General features: G+C 68.5%; 13 protein-coding genes. 2 read left to right on the forward strand and 11 right to left on the reverse strand.

Annotation, left to right across the window (positions count from 1 at the left end; genetic code table 11):
• Positions 1 to 116: 116 nt before the first annotated feature.
• Together smc and ACFQGD_RS22305 are read right to left on the reverse strand one after the other, a co-directional pair.
• Positions 117 to 3,710 (reverse strand): chromosome segregation protein SMC, encoded by a 3,594-nt coding sequence (gene smc, locus ACFQGD_RS22300; RefSeq protein WP_345403900.1) that lies wholly within the window; start codon positions 3,708 to 3,710, stop codon positions 117 to 119.
• Between the two features lie 143 nt (positions 3,711 to 3,853).
• On the reverse strand, positions 3,854 to 4,150 hold the full coding sequence (locus tag ACFQGD_RS22305; RefSeq protein ID WP_390183319.1) for an acylphosphatase: 297 nt from the start codon (positions 4,148 to 4,150) through the stop codon (positions 3,854 to 3,856).
• Positions 4,151 to 4,300: 150 nt separating this feature from the next.
• On the opposite strand from ACFQGD_RS22305, the gene ACFQGD_RS22310 reads away from it, so the two are divergent.
• Entirely contained in the window at positions 4,301 to 4,978 is a 678-nt protein-coding gene (locus ACFQGD_RS22310; RefSeq protein ID WP_345403906.1) for a hypothetical protein, read from the forward strand.
• Positions 4,979 to 5,112: 134 nt separating this feature from the next.
• Here the strand turns inward: ACFQGD_RS22310 and mutM are convergent, their stop codons facing one another.
• The 7 genes from mutM to rsmD all read right to left on the reverse strand — a co-directional run bounded on the left by mutM (position 5,113) and on the right by rsmD (position 9,618).
• Positions 5,113 to 5,973 carry a bifunctional DNA-formamidopyrimidine glycosylase/DNA-(apurinic or apyrimidinic site) lyase gene (gene mutM / locus ACFQGD_RS22315; protein ID WP_345404064.1) on the reverse strand — a complete coding sequence of 287 codons (861 nt, stop codon included), beginning with the start codon at positions 5,971 to 5,973 and terminating at the stop codon, positions 5,113 to 5,115.
• Between the two features lie 8 nt (positions 5,974 to 5,981).
• Entirely contained in the window at positions 5,982 to 6,749 is a 768-nt protein-coding gene (gene rnc / locus ACFQGD_RS22320) for a ribonuclease III (RefSeq protein WP_345403909.1), read from the reverse strand.
• 14 nt (positions 6,750 to 6,763) lie between these two features.
• Positions 6,764 to 6,946, reverse strand: coding sequence for a 50S ribosomal protein L32 (gene rpmF, locus ACFQGD_RS22325; protein WP_034273479.1), 183 nt, complete (start codon positions 6,944 to 6,946; stop codon positions 6,764 to 6,766).
• A 115-nt stretch (positions 6,947 to 7,061) separates the two neighbouring features.
• Positions 7,062 to 7,673, reverse strand: a complete 612-nt coding sequence (locus ACFQGD_RS22330) for a YceD family protein (protein ID WP_345403914.1) — start codon at positions 7,671 to 7,673, stop codon at positions 7,062 to 7,064.
• A 45-nt stretch (positions 7,674 to 7,718) separates the two neighbouring features.
• Positions 7,719 to 8,438: a DivIVA domain-containing protein gene (locus ACFQGD_RS22335; protein ID WP_345403918.1), complete on the reverse strand. Its 720-nt coding sequence runs from the start codon at positions 8,436 to 8,438 to the stop codon at positions 7,719 to 7,721.
• 95 nt (positions 8,439 to 8,533) lie between these two features.
• A complete protein-coding gene (coaD, locus tag ACFQGD_RS22340) occupies positions 8,534 to 9,016 on the reverse strand; it encodes a pantetheine-phosphate adenylyltransferase (RefSeq protein ID WP_345403921.1) in 483 nt (160 codons plus the stop codon).
• 47 nt (positions 9,017 to 9,063) lie between these two features.
• Complete coding sequence (gene rsmD / locus ACFQGD_RS22345) at positions 9,064 to 9,618, reverse strand: 16S rRNA (guanine(966)-N(2))-methyltransferase RsmD (protein WP_345403924.1); 555 nt, start codon at positions 9,616 to 9,618, stop codon at positions 9,064 to 9,066.
• Positions 9,619 to 9,714: 96 nt separating this feature from the next.
• Here rsmD and ACFQGD_RS22350 point away from each other — a divergent pair, with 96 nt between their 5' ends.
• Entirely contained in the window at positions 9,715 to 11,838 is a 2,124-nt protein-coding gene (locus ACFQGD_RS22350; RefSeq protein ID WP_345403927.1) for a HelD family protein, read from the forward strand.
• On the opposite strand, the gene ACFQGD_RS22355 is transcribed toward ACFQGD_RS22350, so the two are convergent.
• Together ACFQGD_RS22355 and ACFQGD_RS22360 are read right to left on the reverse strand one after the other, a co-directional pair.
• Positions 11,839 to 13,467, reverse strand: coding sequence for an adenylate/guanylate cyclase domain-containing protein (locus ACFQGD_RS22355; RefSeq protein WP_345403930.1), 1,629 nt, complete (start codon positions 13,465 to 13,467; stop codon positions 11,839 to 11,841).
• A gap of 43 nt (positions 13,468 to 13,510) precedes the next feature.
• Positions 13,511 to 16,885: a pyruvate carboxylase gene (locus ACFQGD_RS22360; RefSeq protein WP_345403933.1), complete on the reverse strand. Its 3,375-nt coding sequence runs from the start codon at positions 16,883 to 16,885 to the stop codon at positions 13,511 to 13,513.
• Between the last annotated feature and the right edge of the window lie 196 nt (positions 16,886 to 17,081).

A 17,081-nucleotide genomic window follows, 5' to 3' on the forward strand; every position in this document is an offset into this window, starting at 1 on the left:
GTCGTGCGCGGCAGGGATGGCGGTGGTGCGACGACGCCAGGACACCGCCGCCGGGTACGACGTGCCGTCCCGGGCCGTGCGCGGCGTGGCGGCGACCTAGCACACGAGCCCGCTCCCTACGCCGGGACGGGCTCCCCGGAGCGCAGCCGCTGGGAGATCACCTTGGTGATGCCGTCGCCCGCCATGCTGACGCCGTAGAGCGCGTCGGCGATCTCCATGGTCGGCTTCTGGTGGGTGATCACGATCAGCTGCGAGTTGTCCCGCAGCCGCTCGAGCAGGCCGATCAGCCGACGCATGTTGGTGTCGTCCAGCGCGGCCTCGACCTCATCGAGCACGTAGAACGGCGACGGCCGCGCCCGGAAGATCGCCACCAGCATCGCGACCGCGACCAGCGACTTCTCGCCACCGGAGAGCAGCGACAGCCGCTTGACCTTCTTGCCGGGCGGGCGCGCTTCAACGTCGACACCGGTGGTGAGCATGTCGCCCGGCTCGGTCAGCACCATCCTGCCCTCGCCGCCGGGGAACAGCGCCGCGAACACAGTCTCGAACTCGCGCGCCACGTCCTCGTACGCCTGGGTGAACACCTCGAGGATCTTGTTGTCGACGTCGGAGATCACCGACAGCAGGTCCTCGCGAGTGGCCTTGAGGTCTTCGAGCTGAGTGGACAGGAACTTGTAGCGCTCTTCAAGCGCGGCGTACTCCTCCAGTGCGAGCGGGTTTACCTTGCCCAGCGTCGCGAGGTCGCGCTCCGCCCGCTTGAGTCTGCGCTCCTGCTCGCCCCGGTCGTACGGGATCGGCTGCGGCTCGCTGACCTCCTCACCGCGTTCCTTCGCGGCTTCGTACTCGGCCATCTCACCGGGGCTGGCTGGTACGGGCTGGTCCGGGCCGTACTCGTTGACCAGATCCTCGAGTCCGATGCCGAACTCCTCAGCGATCTTGGTCTCCAGCTGCTCCAGCCGCATCCGCTGCTCGGCACGCACCACCTCGTCGCGGTGCACCGCGTTGGTCAGCTTCTCCAGCTCGGCGGACAGCTCACGCGCCTTGGTGCGCACCTGCGCCAACGCGTCCTCGCGGGACTGCCGTTGCTCCTGGATCGCGTCCCGCTCGGCCGCCGCACGCCGCAGCGACACCTCGATGCGCTCCAGCGCGACCTCGCCGCCTTCGACCACCGCGGCGGCCACCTCCGCGCCGCGTTGCCGGGCGATGCGGGCCTGCTCGGCGCGTTCCCGTGCCTGCCGCTCGGCCTGCGCGGCCCGCAGCAGCGAGTCAGCCCTGCCCGCGATGCCGCGCGCCCGTTCCTCCGACGTCCGCAGCGCCAACCGGGCGTCCATCTCCTGCTGCCGGATCTCGGTGACAGCGGCGGCGGCTTCGTCACGCTCGGTCGTGTCAGGGTCATCGTCCACAGGCTGATCGGAGACGGCGTTGAGACGTTCCTCCAGTTCAGCGAGCTGCTCCAGCGCGGACTGCCTGCTCTTCTCGACCTTGTCGCGCTGCACCCGCAGGCGCTCCACCTCGGCTTCCGCCGAGCGCGCCGCCTGGCGCAGCCGATCAAGTCGCTCCGCGACCCGCGCCTTGTCAATCTTCGATTCGGAGATCGCCTCGCGGGCCTGGCCGACATCGTCGCGCCGAGCCTGCTGCTCGGCCCTCGCGCCCTCCAACTCGGCGGTGATGCGTTCCAGCGAGCGTTGCGCCTCGATCAGCCGGTCCTCCGCCTCGTCGACGGCGGCCTGCACCTCGAGCACACTCTCGCTGCGCGAGGATCCGCCGAACGCGAAGTGCGTGCCGAGGACGTCACCCTCACTGGTCACGGCGCTAACGTCCGGATGGTCGCGCACCAGTGCCTCGGCAGCGGGCAAGTCTGCGACCAGCGCCATCTTCTCCAGCGCCACCTCGACCGCGGGCCGTAGCTCCTCCGGGGCGGAGACGACGTCCCGCGCCCAGCGCGCGCCGTCCGGCAGCGTGGGCCAGCTCGCGGTATCGACGTCGGCGACGGCGCTGCCGAGCAGCAACGACGCCCTGCCCGACTCGTGCTCCTTGAGGTACTTCAGCGCGATCAAGGCATCCTCACCGCAGCGCACGGCGACGGCATCGGCGACGGGACCGAGCGCGGCGGCCAGCGCCACCTCGTACCCGGACTCCACCGTGAGCAGTGCGGCGACAGAGCCGAGCAATCCAGGCAGCTGTCCCGTGGCGCTGAGCAGGTCGCCAGCACCGTCCTTGCGGGAAAGCCCCATCGAGAGCGCGTCGACTCGCGCCTTCTCGCTGGCGATCTCGCGCTCGGCCGCGCGTTCGGCCTCGACCAGCTCCGCGACCCGCGCCTTGGCGGCGTCGTTGGCGCGCATGGCCCGCTCGAGACGTTCGGTGAGGTCGCTGTCGTCGGTATCCGGATCGCCCTCGGCGGCCTTGGCTTCCTCCAGCTCCTCGGTGGCGGTCTCCGCGCGGGCGCTGGCCTCCTCGATGGCGGTGGTGAGCCGGTCGATCTCCTCCGAGGTGGCACCCGTCTTGCTGCGCAGCGCCTCGACCTGGCCGGACAGCTTGGCGATGCCCTCACGGCGGTCAGCGACGGCGCGCACGGCGGCCATGTGGGCCCGTTCGGCTTCCTGCGCCTGCCGCTCCATGTCCTCGCGACGCTCGATCACGCTGGACAGCGCCGCCCGCGCCTGCTCGACCTCTTCGGTCAGCTCCGCCTCGCGCTCGGCGGCTTCCTCCGCCTCGATCTCCAGTTCCTCGGGGTCCTTGCCGCCCGACGGCATGGGTTCCTCTTCGGAGAGGTGGCGCTGCCGCTCGACGGCGAGCCGCACAGTGCCGCGCAGCCGCTCGGCCAGCGCGGAGAGCTTGTACCAGGTGTCCTGCGCCGCGGCGAGCTTGGGCTGGTCCTCGGCGAGGGCTTCCTCCAACTCGGTCTGCCTCGCGCTGACGGACTCGTATTCCTGCTCGACCTCGTCACGGCGCTGCTTCACCCGTGCCTCGTCGGCCTCGTCCTTGGCGATGGCCTCGCGCTGAGTGACCAGGTCGTCGGCGTAGAGCCGCAGCTTGGCGTCGCGCAGTTCGGACTGCACGACCTGGGCCTTGCGCGCGATCTCGGCCTGCTTGCCGAGCGGTTTGAGCTGCCTGCGCAACTCCGCGGTCAGGTCGTTGAGCCGGTCGAGGTTGCCCTGCATCGAGTTGAGCTTGCGCAGCGCCTTTTCCTTGCGCTTGCGGTGCTTGAGCACCCCGGCGGCCTCTTCGATGAAGGCCCTGCGCTCCTCCGGCTTGGACTGCAGGATCTCGGACAGCTGCCCTTGCCCGACGATGACGTGCATCTCCCTGCCGATACCGGAGTCGGACAGCATCTCCTGGATGTCGAGCAGGCGGCAGGTGTCGCCGTTGATCTCGTACTCGCTGGCGCCGTCGCGGAACATCCGGCGCGTGATCGACACCTCGGTGTAGTCGATGGGCAGCGCGGCGTCCGAGTTGTCGATGGTGAGCGTGACCTCGGCGCGGCCGAGCGGCGAGCGGCCGGACGTGCCCGCGAAGATGACGTCCTCCATCTTGCCGCCGCGCAGGTCCTTGGCGCCCTGGGTGCCCATGACCCAGCGCAGCGCGTCGAGCACGTTCGACTTGCCCGAGCCGTTGGGGCCGACGACGCAGGTGATGCCTGGTTCGAAGCGCAACGTCGTCGCCGATGCGAAGGACTTGAACCCCTTCATCGTCAAGCTCTTCAGATGCACAAGTGACGACCCTTCGTTGTCCGCGTCAAGCCACACATCGTACCGGCGGCGCGATACGGGGTTCGCACTGCTCGGCGTGTGTCAGGGCGCATTCACCCGCAGGAGGGTTTCTCCCGCACCACTGGCCTCAACGGTCCCGCACGTCACCGTTGTGTGAAGTCCGACAGGTTTCCCTTGGGGTCCGACCACCGCTCCACCACGGTGTCCACCCAACCGGGTGTATTACCGGAGCGTAGCGCGGCGAGTAGTCGCTCACAGTGATCATGCGGTCCTTCCGCGACGACCTCGACCCTACCGTCGGCGAGGTTGCTCGCGTGCCCGACGAGGCCAAGCTCAAGCGCCTTACTACGCGTCCACCAGCGAAAACCGACACCCTGCACCGCGCCATGCACCCACGCGGTTAGCCGAGCGTGCTCACGTCCGTCGCTCACGAGATCCATGGTGCCGTATTACCCTGCGAGGTCAGGTACGCACTCCACGATGCACTGAAAGGTGTCAGGCTCACTCTTCAGTGATACAGTTCGCACCGCCTCCGTGAAATAGCTGTTCTGATGCGACCCCGACCGCATAACCAGGAACAAGGAGCCTGTATGCCCCCGACTGGCTCTGCCGATGAGCCGCGCGTCACCGTCGCTCCCCCGACCGTCGGCGACGCCAAGTCCCGCAAGGCCGGATACCTCGCGCTGGTCGCGAGCGGCCTGATCACCGCGACCGCCTTCGCGGGCATCGCGGACATCGCCGGCACCACCATGAACACCGCCAGCCCGCCCCCGACGCAGGACTACGAACGCGCGCCGTCCGACCCCTCGAACGGTGAGGAGCTTGTCCCCGGCAACGCGAGCCCCGAACAACGTGACGTCACCGTCAGCGGCGCCGCGTCCACCGATGAGCTCGCGACGTCGAAGCGGAACACGACCACGCCGACCACGGTGATCATGACCAACCCGGACGGCACCACCACGACCACGGTCATCCGGCCCGATGGCACGACCACGACGACCACGACGAACTCTACAAGCACGACGAGTTCAGAGACGTCAGAGCGGTCATCGACGTCTACCAGCAGCAGCCCTGATACGACGTCCACCTCGGATTCGGAGCCCCCGTCGGAGACGACGGAGACGTCGACCAGCGACTCCCCCAGCCCGACCACGACCGAGACGTCTGAGCCGACCACGACGTCCGAGACGACCACGACCACGTCCGACGGCGGCAGCACGACAAGCCAAGGCACGCAAGCCGGTGGCGATGGCGGCGGGGATCAGTAGATCGGCCTAGACCGCCACGTTCGAGCCTCTAACGTTCAGTTGATCAACATGTCTGACAACCGCGCCCAATCCGCGACGTGGCGCGGTTTGCTGCGCAACGACGAGCGCGACTCGCCGTGTGAGCCGCGGCCCGGCTAGCCGCGCCGCGGACGCGGCTGACAGCGTGGGCAGAAGTACGATGACCGGTTGGTGAACTTCTCCCGCCGGATGAGCGCGCCGCAGCGGCCGCACGGCTCGTCCTCGCGCCCATAGACATTCAGTGAGCGGCTGAAGTACCCCGAACTGCCGTTGACGTTCACGTACAGCGAATCGAACGACGTGCCGCCTGCCGCGAGGGCCTCCGTCATCACCTCGCTGGCGGCGTGCAGCAATCGGGTGGCCGTGGCGGGCGCGAGCCGACCGGTAGGCCGGGTGCCGTGCAGCTTGGCGCGCCACAGCGCCTCGTCCGCGTAGATGTTGCCGATCCCAGAAATGAGCGTTTGATCCAGCAGGGCGCGCTTGACCTCGGTGCGTTTGGCACGCAGCCGCACGACCACCTGGGAGGGGTCGAACCGGGCATCCATCGGATCGCGGGCGATGTGTGCGATCGGCTCCGGCACGGCGGTGCCATCGACGTCGACCAGCTCGGTGAGGGTGAATCCCCCGAACGTGCGCTGGTCGACAAAGCGCAGCTCGGTGCCGTCGTCGGCGAACCGCAGGCGGATACGCAGGTGGGGCCCGTCGTCGATGTCGCCGGACTGCACCAGCAGCTGCCCGCTCATGCCGAGGTGGCCGAGCATCGCGTCGCCGGAACTCAGCTCGAACCAGAGATACTTGCCCCTGCGTGACACCGCCTCGATGCGCTGACCAGCGAGTCTGCCGCTGAAATCGGCGTCGCCGGGCACGTAACGCCGGATCGCGCGGGGATGCAGGACCTCGGCGGCGACGACGGTCCTGCCGGTGACGTACTTCGCGAGACCGGCACGCACGACCTCGACTTCGGGAAGCTCGGGCACGGCCGCCGTCAGCTCGCGGCGTCGTCGGCCGAGGAGGACGCCGCGCCCGCGGTGGAACTCAACTCCGCCGACAGCGCCCGCCACGCCATCTCGGCGGCGTTTTGCTCGGCTTCCTTCTTCGTGGAACCACTGCCGCTGCCCCGCTCGTCATCGTTCACGATGACGGTCGCGGTGAACTCCTTCTGGTGGTCCGGTCCGGTGTCGACCACCTTGTACTCCGGCACGCCGAGCGAGGCGGACGCCGTCAGCTCCTGCAGGCTGGTCTTCCAGTCGAGTCCAGCACCCCGCAGCGGCGCCTCGGCCAGCAGGTCACCGAACAAGCGGTGCACGAGTTCCCTGGCGACGTCGATGCCGTGTTCCAGGTAGACCGCCCCGATCATCGCCTCAAGGCCGTCGGCCAGGATGCTGGCCTTGTCCCTGCCGCCGGTCATCTCCTCGCCCTTGCCGAGCAGGAGATGCGCGCCGAGCCCGCCGTCACCGAGCCCTCTGGCGACGCCGGCGAGCGCGTGCATGTTCACCACGCTGGCACGCAGCTTGGCGAGCTGCCCCTCCGGCAGGTCAGGGTGCTCGTTGTAGAGGTGGTCAGTGATCACGAGACCGAGCACGGCGTCCCCAAGGAACTCCAAGCGCTCGTTCGGCGGCAACCCACCGTTCTCGTACGCGTAGGAGCGGTGGGTCAACGCGAGGGTGAGCAGCTCATCCCGCAGTTCGACACCCAGCGCCCGCAAGAGCGGCGTGGTGTCGGACGCGGGACCGCTCACCGTGTTCGACGCCATCTCGCCTCAGCCGATCAAGCAGGCTCGACGACCTGACGACCGGAGTACTGACCGCAGTTCGGGCAGGCGACATGCTGCGGCTTGAGCTCCTTGCACGCGCGGTTGGCGCAAGGCACGAGGTGCACGGCGCTCGCCTTCCACTGCGAGCGGCGGGACCGCGTGTTGGAGCGCGACATCTTCCGCTTCGGGACAGCCACGACTACCTCTCCTCATTCTGGTCAGCTCGCACGGCGAGCATGTTTCGGTCTGTGTTGGTGCGGACATCGCGCCCGCGAAGTCCATGGCGACGACACTGCCCTCACCGCGGCACGGTCACTGCCTGTCGCCTTCGGCGGGCGGCGTATCCGAGCCGGGCTCGCCAAAGCGTTCGACAAGCGCTGCCCACCGAGGGTCTATCTTCTCATGGCCGTGTCTCGGTTCGAGATCGGCCCACTTGATCCCGCAGTCGGCGCACAGTCCCTGGCAGTCTGGCGCGCACAACGGCACCTGCGGCAGCGCGAGGACCGCCGCGTCGCGCACCATGGGCTCCAGATCGACCAGATCATCAACGAGGCGGCTGACCTCGTCTTCCTCGGTGGTCTCCTCGGTGGCGGAGTCCGGGTAGGCGAACAGCTCGGTGAACCGCACCGAGACCTCCTCGGCGATGGGGTCGAGGCAACGCGAGCAGGCGCCCTCGATCGGGGCGGTGGCCTCGCCAGAGACCAGCACACCCTCAACAACGGCCTCCAGCAGGGCGTCGAGCGTGAACTCCGCCCCTGCTGGCACCTCGATGACGCCCGAGACGCCGAGCGGCTCTGGCACCGGAAGCTGACGCCGCACGGTGCGGCTGCTGCCCGCGCGCCTGCCAAGGTCCTTGGTGTCGATGACCCACGGATCGCGCGGATCGAGTGCGGCCGATCGCTCGGCGCGGTGCATGTCTGACATCACCTCAAGCCTACCGGTCACGTCGGTGGCACCGGCCGAGAGACCTCAGTAGTCGTAGCCGTTGCGGGAGTAACCGCTCGCGTTGCCAACGGCGCCGCGCAAGTGGTGACGCCCCTGGTCGACGGTGCGCAGCGTCTGCGAGAGCAGGTCCGAGAACTCCGCGAGCTTCTCGTCGACATACGCGTCGCAGTCGGCGCGCTGCCGGTCGGCCTCGGCGTTGGCGTCATCGACGATGCGGGCCGCCTCGTTGTGGGACGCGCGCACCACCTCGGTGTCGGCCACCAGCCGTGCCTGCTCAGCGAGACCTTCCTGCACCGAGCGATCGTAGGCGTCCCTGCCCGCCTCGATCATGCGTTCCGACTCGCCCCGCGCCCGCTCGGTCAGCTGGTCGTACTCCGCGCGACCGGCAGCGACCGCCCGGTCGGCCTCCGCGTCGGCGTCGGCGAGGATCGCCTCCGCCTGCGCGCGAGCGTCCGCGACAAGTCGTTCCGCCTCCGCGCGCGCGTCGGCGCGGGTCTGCTCCGCGTCGGTGTTGGCCGAGTTGATCGTCTCGTCGGCCTGCTGCCTGGCGGTGTTGAGGATCTCGTCGCGTTTATCCAGGACGTCCTGCGCGTCGTCCACCTCACCGGGCAGCGCGTCCCGGACGTCATCAAGGAGTTCGAGAACATCGCCACGCGGCACGACACAACTGGACGTCATCGGCACACCGCGTGCCTCTTCCACGATCGTGACGAGTTCGTCGAGAGCCTCGAACACGCGATACACGGCAGTCTCCTTGGGCCTTGCTGAGTTTGCTTGCTCCAAGTCTGCCCCGAGACGCCACGAAACGGGCGCACGTGCGTGATTGTTGGGCGTGTTGCTCAGCTGTTCTCGCGGATCCGGCGCAGCAACTCCTCGCGCACGTGGTCCGGCACCAGCCCGGTCACGTCACCGCCGTGGGTGGCGACCTCTTTGATCAGCGAGCTGGATAGGAAGCTGAATTCCGGGTTGGTCGACATGAACAGCGTGTCGACGCCGGAAAGCCGCTTGTTCATCTGCGCCATCTGCAGCTCGTAGTCGAAGTCGCTGACCGCGCGCAGGCCCTTCGTGATCGCCGCGATGGCGTTCTCGGTGCAATAGTCGACAAGCAGGCCGTACCACGAGTCGATCCGGACGTTCGGCAGGTGCGCGGTGACCGTGCGCAGCATGTCCATGCGCTCATCGATGGAGAACAAGCCTTTCTTGCTCTTGTTGATCAGCACCGCGACCACGACCTCGTCGAAGAGACCGGCCGACCGCTCGATGACGTCGAGGTGGCCGTTGGTGACGGGGTCGTACGATCCGGGACACACCGCTCGCCGCATGCAGCGGACCGTAGCACCCTCACCGGTGGCCCGTTGGCGTGAGTGGCTCAGGCCACGTACTCGGCGCGATCCAGCCTAGTGCCGCCATACGTGCGGGGACGCAGCCGCCGGTATCCGGCTGGCCAGTCGACCTCGGGGGTCTTTCTCTCCCGCTCGACGACGATCAGCGCGTCCGGTGTAAGCCACCCACGGGTGGCCAGTGACGTCAGGGCCTGTTGGATTTCATCGTTGGTCACCGCGTAGGGCGGGTCGAACAACACGAGATGGAACGTCGTGGGCGCTGGTTCAGCGACAACCGTGGTGACGGCGCCGGGGCGGACGGTGCCACCGAGGGCGAGGGCGTCGACATTCGCACGCAGATCGGCCAGCGCTCGCCGGTCGGACTCCACGAAGTAGGCGTCCGCCGCCCCCCTGGACAGCGCCTCAAGCCCGAGCGCGCCAGAGCCCGCGTAGAGGTCGAGCACCCTGGCGTTCTCGACATCCCCAGCAGCGTCGAGGGCGTTGAACAGCGCCTCTCTCACCCGCTCGGCCGTCGGCCGCGTGCCGCGCGGTGGCACGCGCAATCGCCTGCCACCGGCCGAGCCCGACACAATCCTCGTCACGCCCCGATATTGGCGTATGCGGGTGAGGTGGCGTGGCGGTGGGGGGGTGGCGGGAAGGCGTATTCTCGACGTTCCCCTCATCACTAGGAGCGCCGCGTGTCGGAACCTCGGGTCAGGCGAGCCGAGATCGCACTGGAGCAGGCCCACGTCGACCGGGTGTACGCACGCCTCGGCGAGTTGCGCGAGAGCGCGGAGCAGATGCGCTCCAAGGGCTACGAGATCGGTCACGGCGCACAGCAGGAAGCCGTCTTCGAGCAGGCGTCGATGCTGTTCGAGCGGGACATGATGGTCTTTCACGCGAACCAGACCCTGCACACGCTGGACGCCGAGTACGAGGGCCTGGTCTTCGGGCGCCTCGACTACACCGAATGCGGGGAGCCGATCTATGTCGGCAGGCTCGGCATCCGCGACGCGGACTTCGACAACGTCGTCACGGACTGGCGCGCGCCAGCGTCCGCACCGTTCTACCAGGCCACGGCGCAAGAGCCGATGGATGTCATTCGGAGACGCGTCATCCGCTGCTCCGGCGCTGAGGTACTCGACGTCGATGATGACGTGCTCATGGCGAGCGCGGTACCGGACGACATGGTGATCGTCGGTGAGGGCGCGCTGATGGCCGCGCTCGGTCGCGCCAAGGGCGACCGGATGCGCGACATCGTCGCCACGATCCAGAAGGAACAGGACGACGTCATCCGCGCGCCGTGGCGCGGCGTCACGGAGATCACCGGCGGACCGGGCACCGGCAAGACGGCGGTCGCGCTGCATCGGGCGGCGTACCTGCTGTACCGGCACCGCCGGCAACTCGGCGGAGCCGGGGTGCTTGTCATCGGACCGTCCGGGGTGTTCACCAGCTACATCTCGCGCGTGTTGCCCGCGATGGGCGAGACCGACGTCGAACTGCGTGCGCTCGGCGAGGTGCTGGACGGCTTCACCGCCGAGCACGTCGACCCTGCCGCGGTCGCCGCGATCAAGGGCTCGCTGCGGATGCGCAAGGTGCTGCAGCGGGCGATTCGCGACACCCCGCCGGACGTGCCGACGCGGCTGCGCATGGTCTACCAGGGCCAGGTGCTCACCCTGGAGCGTGACGCACTCGAACGAGTAAGAAAGCGGGTGCTTGCCAGCGGCGGCCAACCGAACCGCATTCGAGTGCGCGCAGCTGAGGCGCTGCTTGAGGCACTGGCGGACGTGGCTGAGCAGGCAGCCCGGGATGACGGCGAGGCGATCTCCCCCGCGCGGCGCGCCGATCTGATCACCGAACTGGGCGAACGGATGGAGTTCCATCGGTTCCTCGTCGTCTGGTGGCCGGTGCTGTACCCGGACGAGGTGTTGAGCTGGCTGGGTGACCCTGGGCGGCTGGCAAGGGCCGCGCGCACGACGTTGACATCGGACGAGGTGGCGTTGCTGTCGGCGTCGTTCGCGGACCGCTCCCGGGGGTTCTCCGTCGCGGATATCGCGTTGTTGGACGAGCTGCGGGTGTTGGTCGGCAAGCCGCGCCGCAGGCGGCGCACCGTGGAGAGCCCCGAGCCGGAGCGCGGCGAGCACGCCGGACGACACCGGCCCGAGCACTACGACGAGTACTCGCACATCGTCGTCGACGAGTCGCAAGACCTGTCCCCGATGCAGTGGCGAATGGTCGGTAGGCGGGGCAAGTACGCCAGCTGGACCGTGGTGGGCGATCCGGTGCAAAGCTCGTGGCCGGACACCGCGGAAGCCCAGGCGGCGGCCACTGAGGCGTTCGGGGCGCGCACCACTCGCAGGCGATTCACCCTACGCACCAACTACCGCAACTCGGCGGAAATCTTCGACCTGGCCGCGCGCGTCGTCGCGGACGCGGCCGAACCGGGCGAGCTGCCTCAGGCGGTGCGCCGGACCGGGGCGGAACCGGAGGTGCGCGACGTCGACGTCGCTGAACTGAAGAGTGCCGTGCCCGCCGCCGCCGAGGAGTTGCTGCGGTCGGTCGAGGGCACGGTCGGCGTGATCAGCGCGATGGAGCGGGTGCCGCACGTCGAGAAGTGGGTGTCGACGCTGGCCGACGAGCGCCTGAAGGTGGTCGGCAGCCTGGACAGCAAGGGCCTGGAGTACGACGCTGTCGTCCTGGTCGAGCCGCGCGAGCTGATCGCGGAGTCGACAACCGGCACCCGGCTGCTCTACGTCGCCCTGACCCGCGCCACGCAACGGCTGGTCGTGCTGGCTTCTGATCGGAGCTGGCTGGCGGAGTGATCATCTCCGCCGGCCGCCATCCGCCAGGACGGCTACCCGCGTGTGCTCCGTCCTTCCGCGCAGCGGGACGCGCTTGTACTCCCGCCAGTGCTTGCGTTCATCGTCGTCACAGGCTCGCTCCAGCACCCGCATCGACGCGGCGACGTTGCCCCGCACGGATTTGGCAAGCTCGGTCAGCCGCGCCGCCTCGTTGACCGGGTCACCGATCACGGTGTACTCGAAGCGAGTCTCCGCACCGACGTTGCCCGCGACCGCGGGGCCAGCCGAAACGCCAATCCCCGCCGGGAACTCCGGTACCTCGGCGCGCAACCGCTCGTTCATACGGCGCGCGGCCTTGAGCGCCATGCATTCGGCGTCCGGCAGCTCGGTGGGGGCACCGAAGATCGCGAGCGCGGCGTCGCCCTGGAACTTGTTCACGAACCCGTCGTGGGCGTGCACCTCGTCGACGACGACCGCGAAGAACCGGTTGAGCAGCTCGACGACCTCGGTCGGCGGACGGGTGGCCGCGATCGCGGTCGAGCCGACGACGTCGACGAACAGCACCGCGACGTCGCGCAGTTCGCCACCCAGCTCGACCTGCTGCGACATCGCGACCTCCGCGACGTCTTCGCCAACAAGCCTGCCGAAGATGTCCTTCACCCGTTCGCGTTCTCGCAGCCCGGCGACCATGTCGTTGAAGCCGGTTTGCAGCCTGCCCAGCTCGGTGCCGTCGAAGACGACGACCTCGGTGTCGAAATCACCACGCTCGACCCGTGCCAGGGCGGCGCGGACAGTTCGGATCGGCGCGGTCGTCGCGCGAGTGGTCAGCAACGTGACACCGAAGCCACCCGCCAGTGTGATCGCGCCAAGCACGAGCACGGTGACCGCGAAATCGAACCGCGAGACGTCCTCCACCCGCAGCAGTGCCAACAGCGCGACAAGCATCAGGCCCAGCACCGGCACGGCCGTGCCCATCGCCCAGAACAGCAGAGTCCGCAACGTCACGCCGACGCTCAGCCGCCGCAGCCGTGGTCCGGTCGACAGCGCCCGCGCGGCGATGGGACGCAACGCGAACTCGCTGAGCAGATAGGCGTTCGCGCAGGTCACCGTGCCACTGAGCACGATGCTGAACGCGATCTTCAACAGCAGGTCAGGATTGGCGAGCCCATACAGCAGCGAGAACACGATCAGCCCGCCGAGCCACGCCAGCGCCTGCATGATCGTGAACTCGGCTGGCAGCCGCAACGTCGCCCTGCGCTGGTGCTCGTCGAGCTGCCCGCCGTCGGTGGCCCAGTGCAGCACCCGCAGCCCCCGGATCACCGCCCAGATGTTGATGCAGGCCCAGGAGACGACGATATAGGCGGGAACAGCGACGAAGTTGACAAGCACCAGTTCGTCGGTGAACACCGGCGGCCCCGGCATCACCAGCGTCACCAGCAAGATCGCGACCGTGGCACCGACGATGTTGGCGATGGCGAGCAGCCCGCCGAGCAGCCAGCGCACCCGGATGCGCAACTTGCCGCCGTCCTGATCGCCTGAACCGAGCAGCCAGGAACCGAACGGCGATTCCCGCATCACCCGATCTTCCGACTTACGTGCCATCCGCAGCCGGTCGGCCATGGTGGGTGGCGACGTCTGTTGCTCACTCACCATGCCTCCCGGTGCTCGTCACAGGCGCGTCAATGGTGGCGCGCTAGTCCAGTACGACGAGGAGGTCTCCGCCTTCGACCTGTTGAACCGTGTTGATCGCCAGCCGGGACACGGTGCCCGCGGTGGATGCGGTGATCGCGGCTTCCATCTTCATCGCTTCGATAGTCGCTACGGTATCGCCAGCACCGACGGTATCGCCCTCGGACACAGCAAGTGTGACAACTCCCGCAAACGGCGCGGCGACGTGACCCTTGTTGGATTTGTCCGCTTTCTCGGCAGCGGGCAGGTCGGAGGCGACCGACGTGTCACGCACCATGATCGGCCGCAGCTGCCCGTTCAGACTGGCCATGACGGTACGCATACCGCGCTCGTCCGCCTCGCCGACCGCTTCCAGCTCGATGAGCAGCCGCACACCTGGTTCCAGGTCGACCGCGTACTCCTCCCCCGGCCGCAGCCCGTAGAAGAAGTCCTTGCTTGCCAGCACGCTGGTGTCCCCGTAGGCCTGCCGGTGCTGCTCGTAGTCCTTGGTCGGGCCGGGGAACAGCAGGCGGTTCAGCGTGCTCCTGCGGTCCTCGGCGAGGCCAGTACGGTCCTCGGCCGAGAGGGCGACCACTGGTTTCGCCTCGGCGCGACCTTCGAGGGCCTTGCTCCGGAAGGGCTCCGGCCAGCCGCCGGGCGGATCGCCCAGCTCACCGCGCAGGAACCCGATCACCGAGTCGGGGATGTCGAAACTGTTCGGGGACTCCTCGAACTCCTTCGGCTCCACCCCGGCGCCGACCAGGTGCAACGCCAGGTCACCGACCACCTTCGACGACGGCGTGACCTTGACAAGGCGGCCAAGCATCCGGTCCGCGGCCGCGTACATGGCTTCGATGTCGGTGAACCGATCACCGAGACCGAGCGCGATCGCTTGCGTGCGCAGGTTGGACAACTGCCCACCGGGGATCTCGTGGTGGTACACCCGGCCGGTCGGCGAGGCCAGGCCCGCCTCGAACGGCGCGTAGATCTTGCGGACGCTCTCCCAGTACGGCTCCAGCTCGTTGACCGCATGCAGGTCGAGGCCGCTGGGCCGGTCGGAGTGGTCGGTCGCGGCGACGATGGCCGACAGCGACGGCTGGCTGGTGGTGCCCGACATCGACGCCACAGCCCCATCGACGGCGTCCGCGCCCGCCTGGATCGCCGCGAGATACGTCGCGAGCTGCCCGCCCGCGGTGTCATGGGTGTGGACGTGCACCGGCAGGTCGAACTCCGACCGCAACGCGCTGACCAGCTTCTTCGCGGCTGGCGCACGCAGCAGGCCCGCCATGTCCTTGATCGCCAGCACGTGCGCGCCCGCCGCGACGATCTGCTCGGCCAGCTTGAGGTAGTAGTCCAGCGTATAGAGGTTCTCAGCCGGATCGGACAGGTCCGAGGTGTAGCACAGCGCCACCTCGGCGATCGAGGCGCCGGTCTCCCGGACGGCCTCGATCGCGGGCCGCATCTGCTCGACGTCGTTGAGCGCGTCGAAGATCCGGAAGATGTCGATGCCCGTCGCGGCAGCCTCCTCGACGAAGGCGTGCGTCACCTCGGTCGGGTACGGCGTGTAGCCGACGGTGTTGCGGCCTCGCAGCAGCATCTGCAGGCAAATGTTCGGCACCGCTTCCCGCAACGCGGCCAGCCGGTCCCACGGGTCCTCGGCGAGGAACCGCAGCGCGACGTCGTAGGTCGCCCCACCCCAGCACTCAAGCGACAACAGCTCCGGGCAGGTCGCGGCGACCACTGGCGCCACCGCCAGCATGTCCTTGGTGCGCACCCGGGTCGCCAGCAATGACTGGTGGGCGTCCCGGAACGTCGTGTCGGTGACGCCGAGCGTCGGCGAGGACCGCAGCCACCGCGCGAAGCCCTCCGGCCCCAGCTCGGTCAGCTTCTGCTTGGACCCAGACGAAGGTTCGAGACCACTGATGTCGGGCAGCTTCGCCGAGGGCTCGATCAGGTGTGGCCGGGGACCGTTCGGCTTGTTCACCGTGACATCGGCCAGGTAGGTCAGCAGCTTGGTGCCCCGGTCGGCGGAATGGCGCGCGGTCAACAGCTGCGGCCGTTCCTCGATGAACGACGTCGTCACCCGCCCAGCGCGGAAGTCGGGGTCGTCCAGCACGGCTTGGAGGAACGGGATGTTGGTCGCCACGCCCCTGATGCGGAACTCGGCCACCGCACGGCGTGCCTTGCGCACGGCCGTGGTCAGGTCGCGACCCCGGCAGGTCAGCTTCACCAGCATGGAGTCGAAATGCGCTGAGATCTCGGTGCCCGCGAACGCGGTGCCGCCATCCAGCCGGATGCCGGAGCCGCCCGGCGAGCGGTAGCCGGAGATCATCCCGACGTCGGGACGGAACTCGTTCGCCGGGTCCTCGGTGGTGATGCGGCACTGCAACGCCGCACCCCGCACGTAGATCGCGTCCTGGCTCAGGCCGAGGTCGTCCAGCGTCTCACCGGAGCCGATGCGCAGCTGCGACTGCACCAGATCAACGTCGGTGACCTCCTCGGTCACGGTGTGCTCCACCTGGATACGCGGGTTCATCTCGATGAAGTGGTACTCACCGGACTCGTCAAGCAGGAACTCCACCGTGCCCGCGTTGCGGTAGCCGATCTGGCGGGCGAACGCCACCGCGTCGGCACAGATCCGTTCGCGGAGTTCGGGGTCAAGGTTCGGCGCTGGCGCCAGCTCGATCACCTTCTGGTGCCGCCGCTGCACCGAGCAGTCCCGCTCGTAGAGGTGGATGACGTTGCCCAGCCCGTCGGCGAGGATCTGCACCTCGATATGACGCGGGTTGACCACGGCCTTCTCCACGAACACCGTGGCGTCACCGAACGCGGACTCGGCCTCACGGGACGCCGCCTCGATCGCCTCCCGCAACTTCGCCGGGTCAGTCACCCGCCGCATGCCGCGTCCGCCACCACCGGCGACGGCCTTGACGAAGACCGGGAACCCGATCTCCTCGGCAGCGACGACCAGCTCATCGACGTCGGTAGACGGCCTGCTTGAGCCCAGCACCGGGATGCCCGCCTCGCGGGCGGCGGCCACCGCGCGAGCCTTGTTGCCGGTCAGCTCCAGGATGTCCGCGCTCGGTCCGACGAAGGTGATGCCCGCCTGCTCGCAGGCCCTGGCCAGGTCCGGGTTCTCGGACAGGAACCCGTAGCCGGGGTAGACCGCGTCGGCACCAGCCTCCTGAGCGGCGCGCACGATCTCGTCAACGGAGAGGTAAGCCCGGACGGGGTGTCCCCGCTCCCCGATCTCAAGCGACTGGTCCGCCTTCAACCGGTGCAACGAGTTGCGGTCTTCGTGCGGGAACACCGCGACGGTCCCGGCCCCCAGTTCGTAGGCGGCCCGGAACGCGCGGATAGCGATCTCGCCCCGGTTAGCGACGAGCACCTTGCGGAACATGCCCGATCCTTCCTCGGCAGGTTACTGAATCGGTTCTGAGACATTACTCGGTTCGCCCTGTTTTGCCGAGTCCCCGGCCACATAGTGGGAGCGTGCCGGAGATGCGAGCACAGCGCTACGTCGTCAAAACCTTACCCGCGCGAGACCGCTCTGTGGTGACACGACGAGGTGGGGCTGGCAGACACTCGGCATGTCC

The organism is Haloechinothrix salitolerans, from assembly GCF_042662605.1.
Classification (GTDB): domain Bacteria; phylum Actinomycetota; class Actinomycetes; order Mycobacteriales; family Pseudonocardiaceae; genus Haloechinothrix_A; species Haloechinothrix_A salitolerans.

What these genes read in the sequence shown, in the direction of transcription:
- ACFQGD_RS22305 (WP_390183319.1), bottom strand. Translation starts at nt 4,150, where the DNA reads ATGGATCTCGTGAGCGACGGACGTGAGCACGCTCGGCTAACCGCGTGG.
- ACFQGD_RS22310 (WP_345403906.1), top strand. Translation starts at nt 4,301, where the DNA reads ATGCCCCCGACTGGCTCTGCCGATGAGCCGCGCGTCACCGTCGCTCCC.
- rnc (WP_345403909.1), bottom strand. Translation starts at nt 6,749, where the DNA reads ATGGCGTCGAACACGGTGAGCGGTCCCGCGTCCGACACCACGCCGCTC.
- ACFQGD_RS22330 (WP_345403914.1), bottom strand. Translation starts at nt 7,673, where the DNA reads ATGTCAGACATGCACCGCGCCGAGCGATCGGCCGCACTCGATCCGCGC.
- coaD (WP_345403921.1), bottom strand. Translation starts at nt 9,016, where the DNA reads ATGCGGCGAGCGGTGTGTCCCGGATCGTACGACCCCGTCACCAACGGC.
- ACFQGD_RS22360 (WP_345403933.1), bottom strand. Translation starts at nt 16,885, where the DNA reads ATGTTCCGCAAGGTGCTCGTCGCTAACCGGGGCGAGATCGCTATCCGC.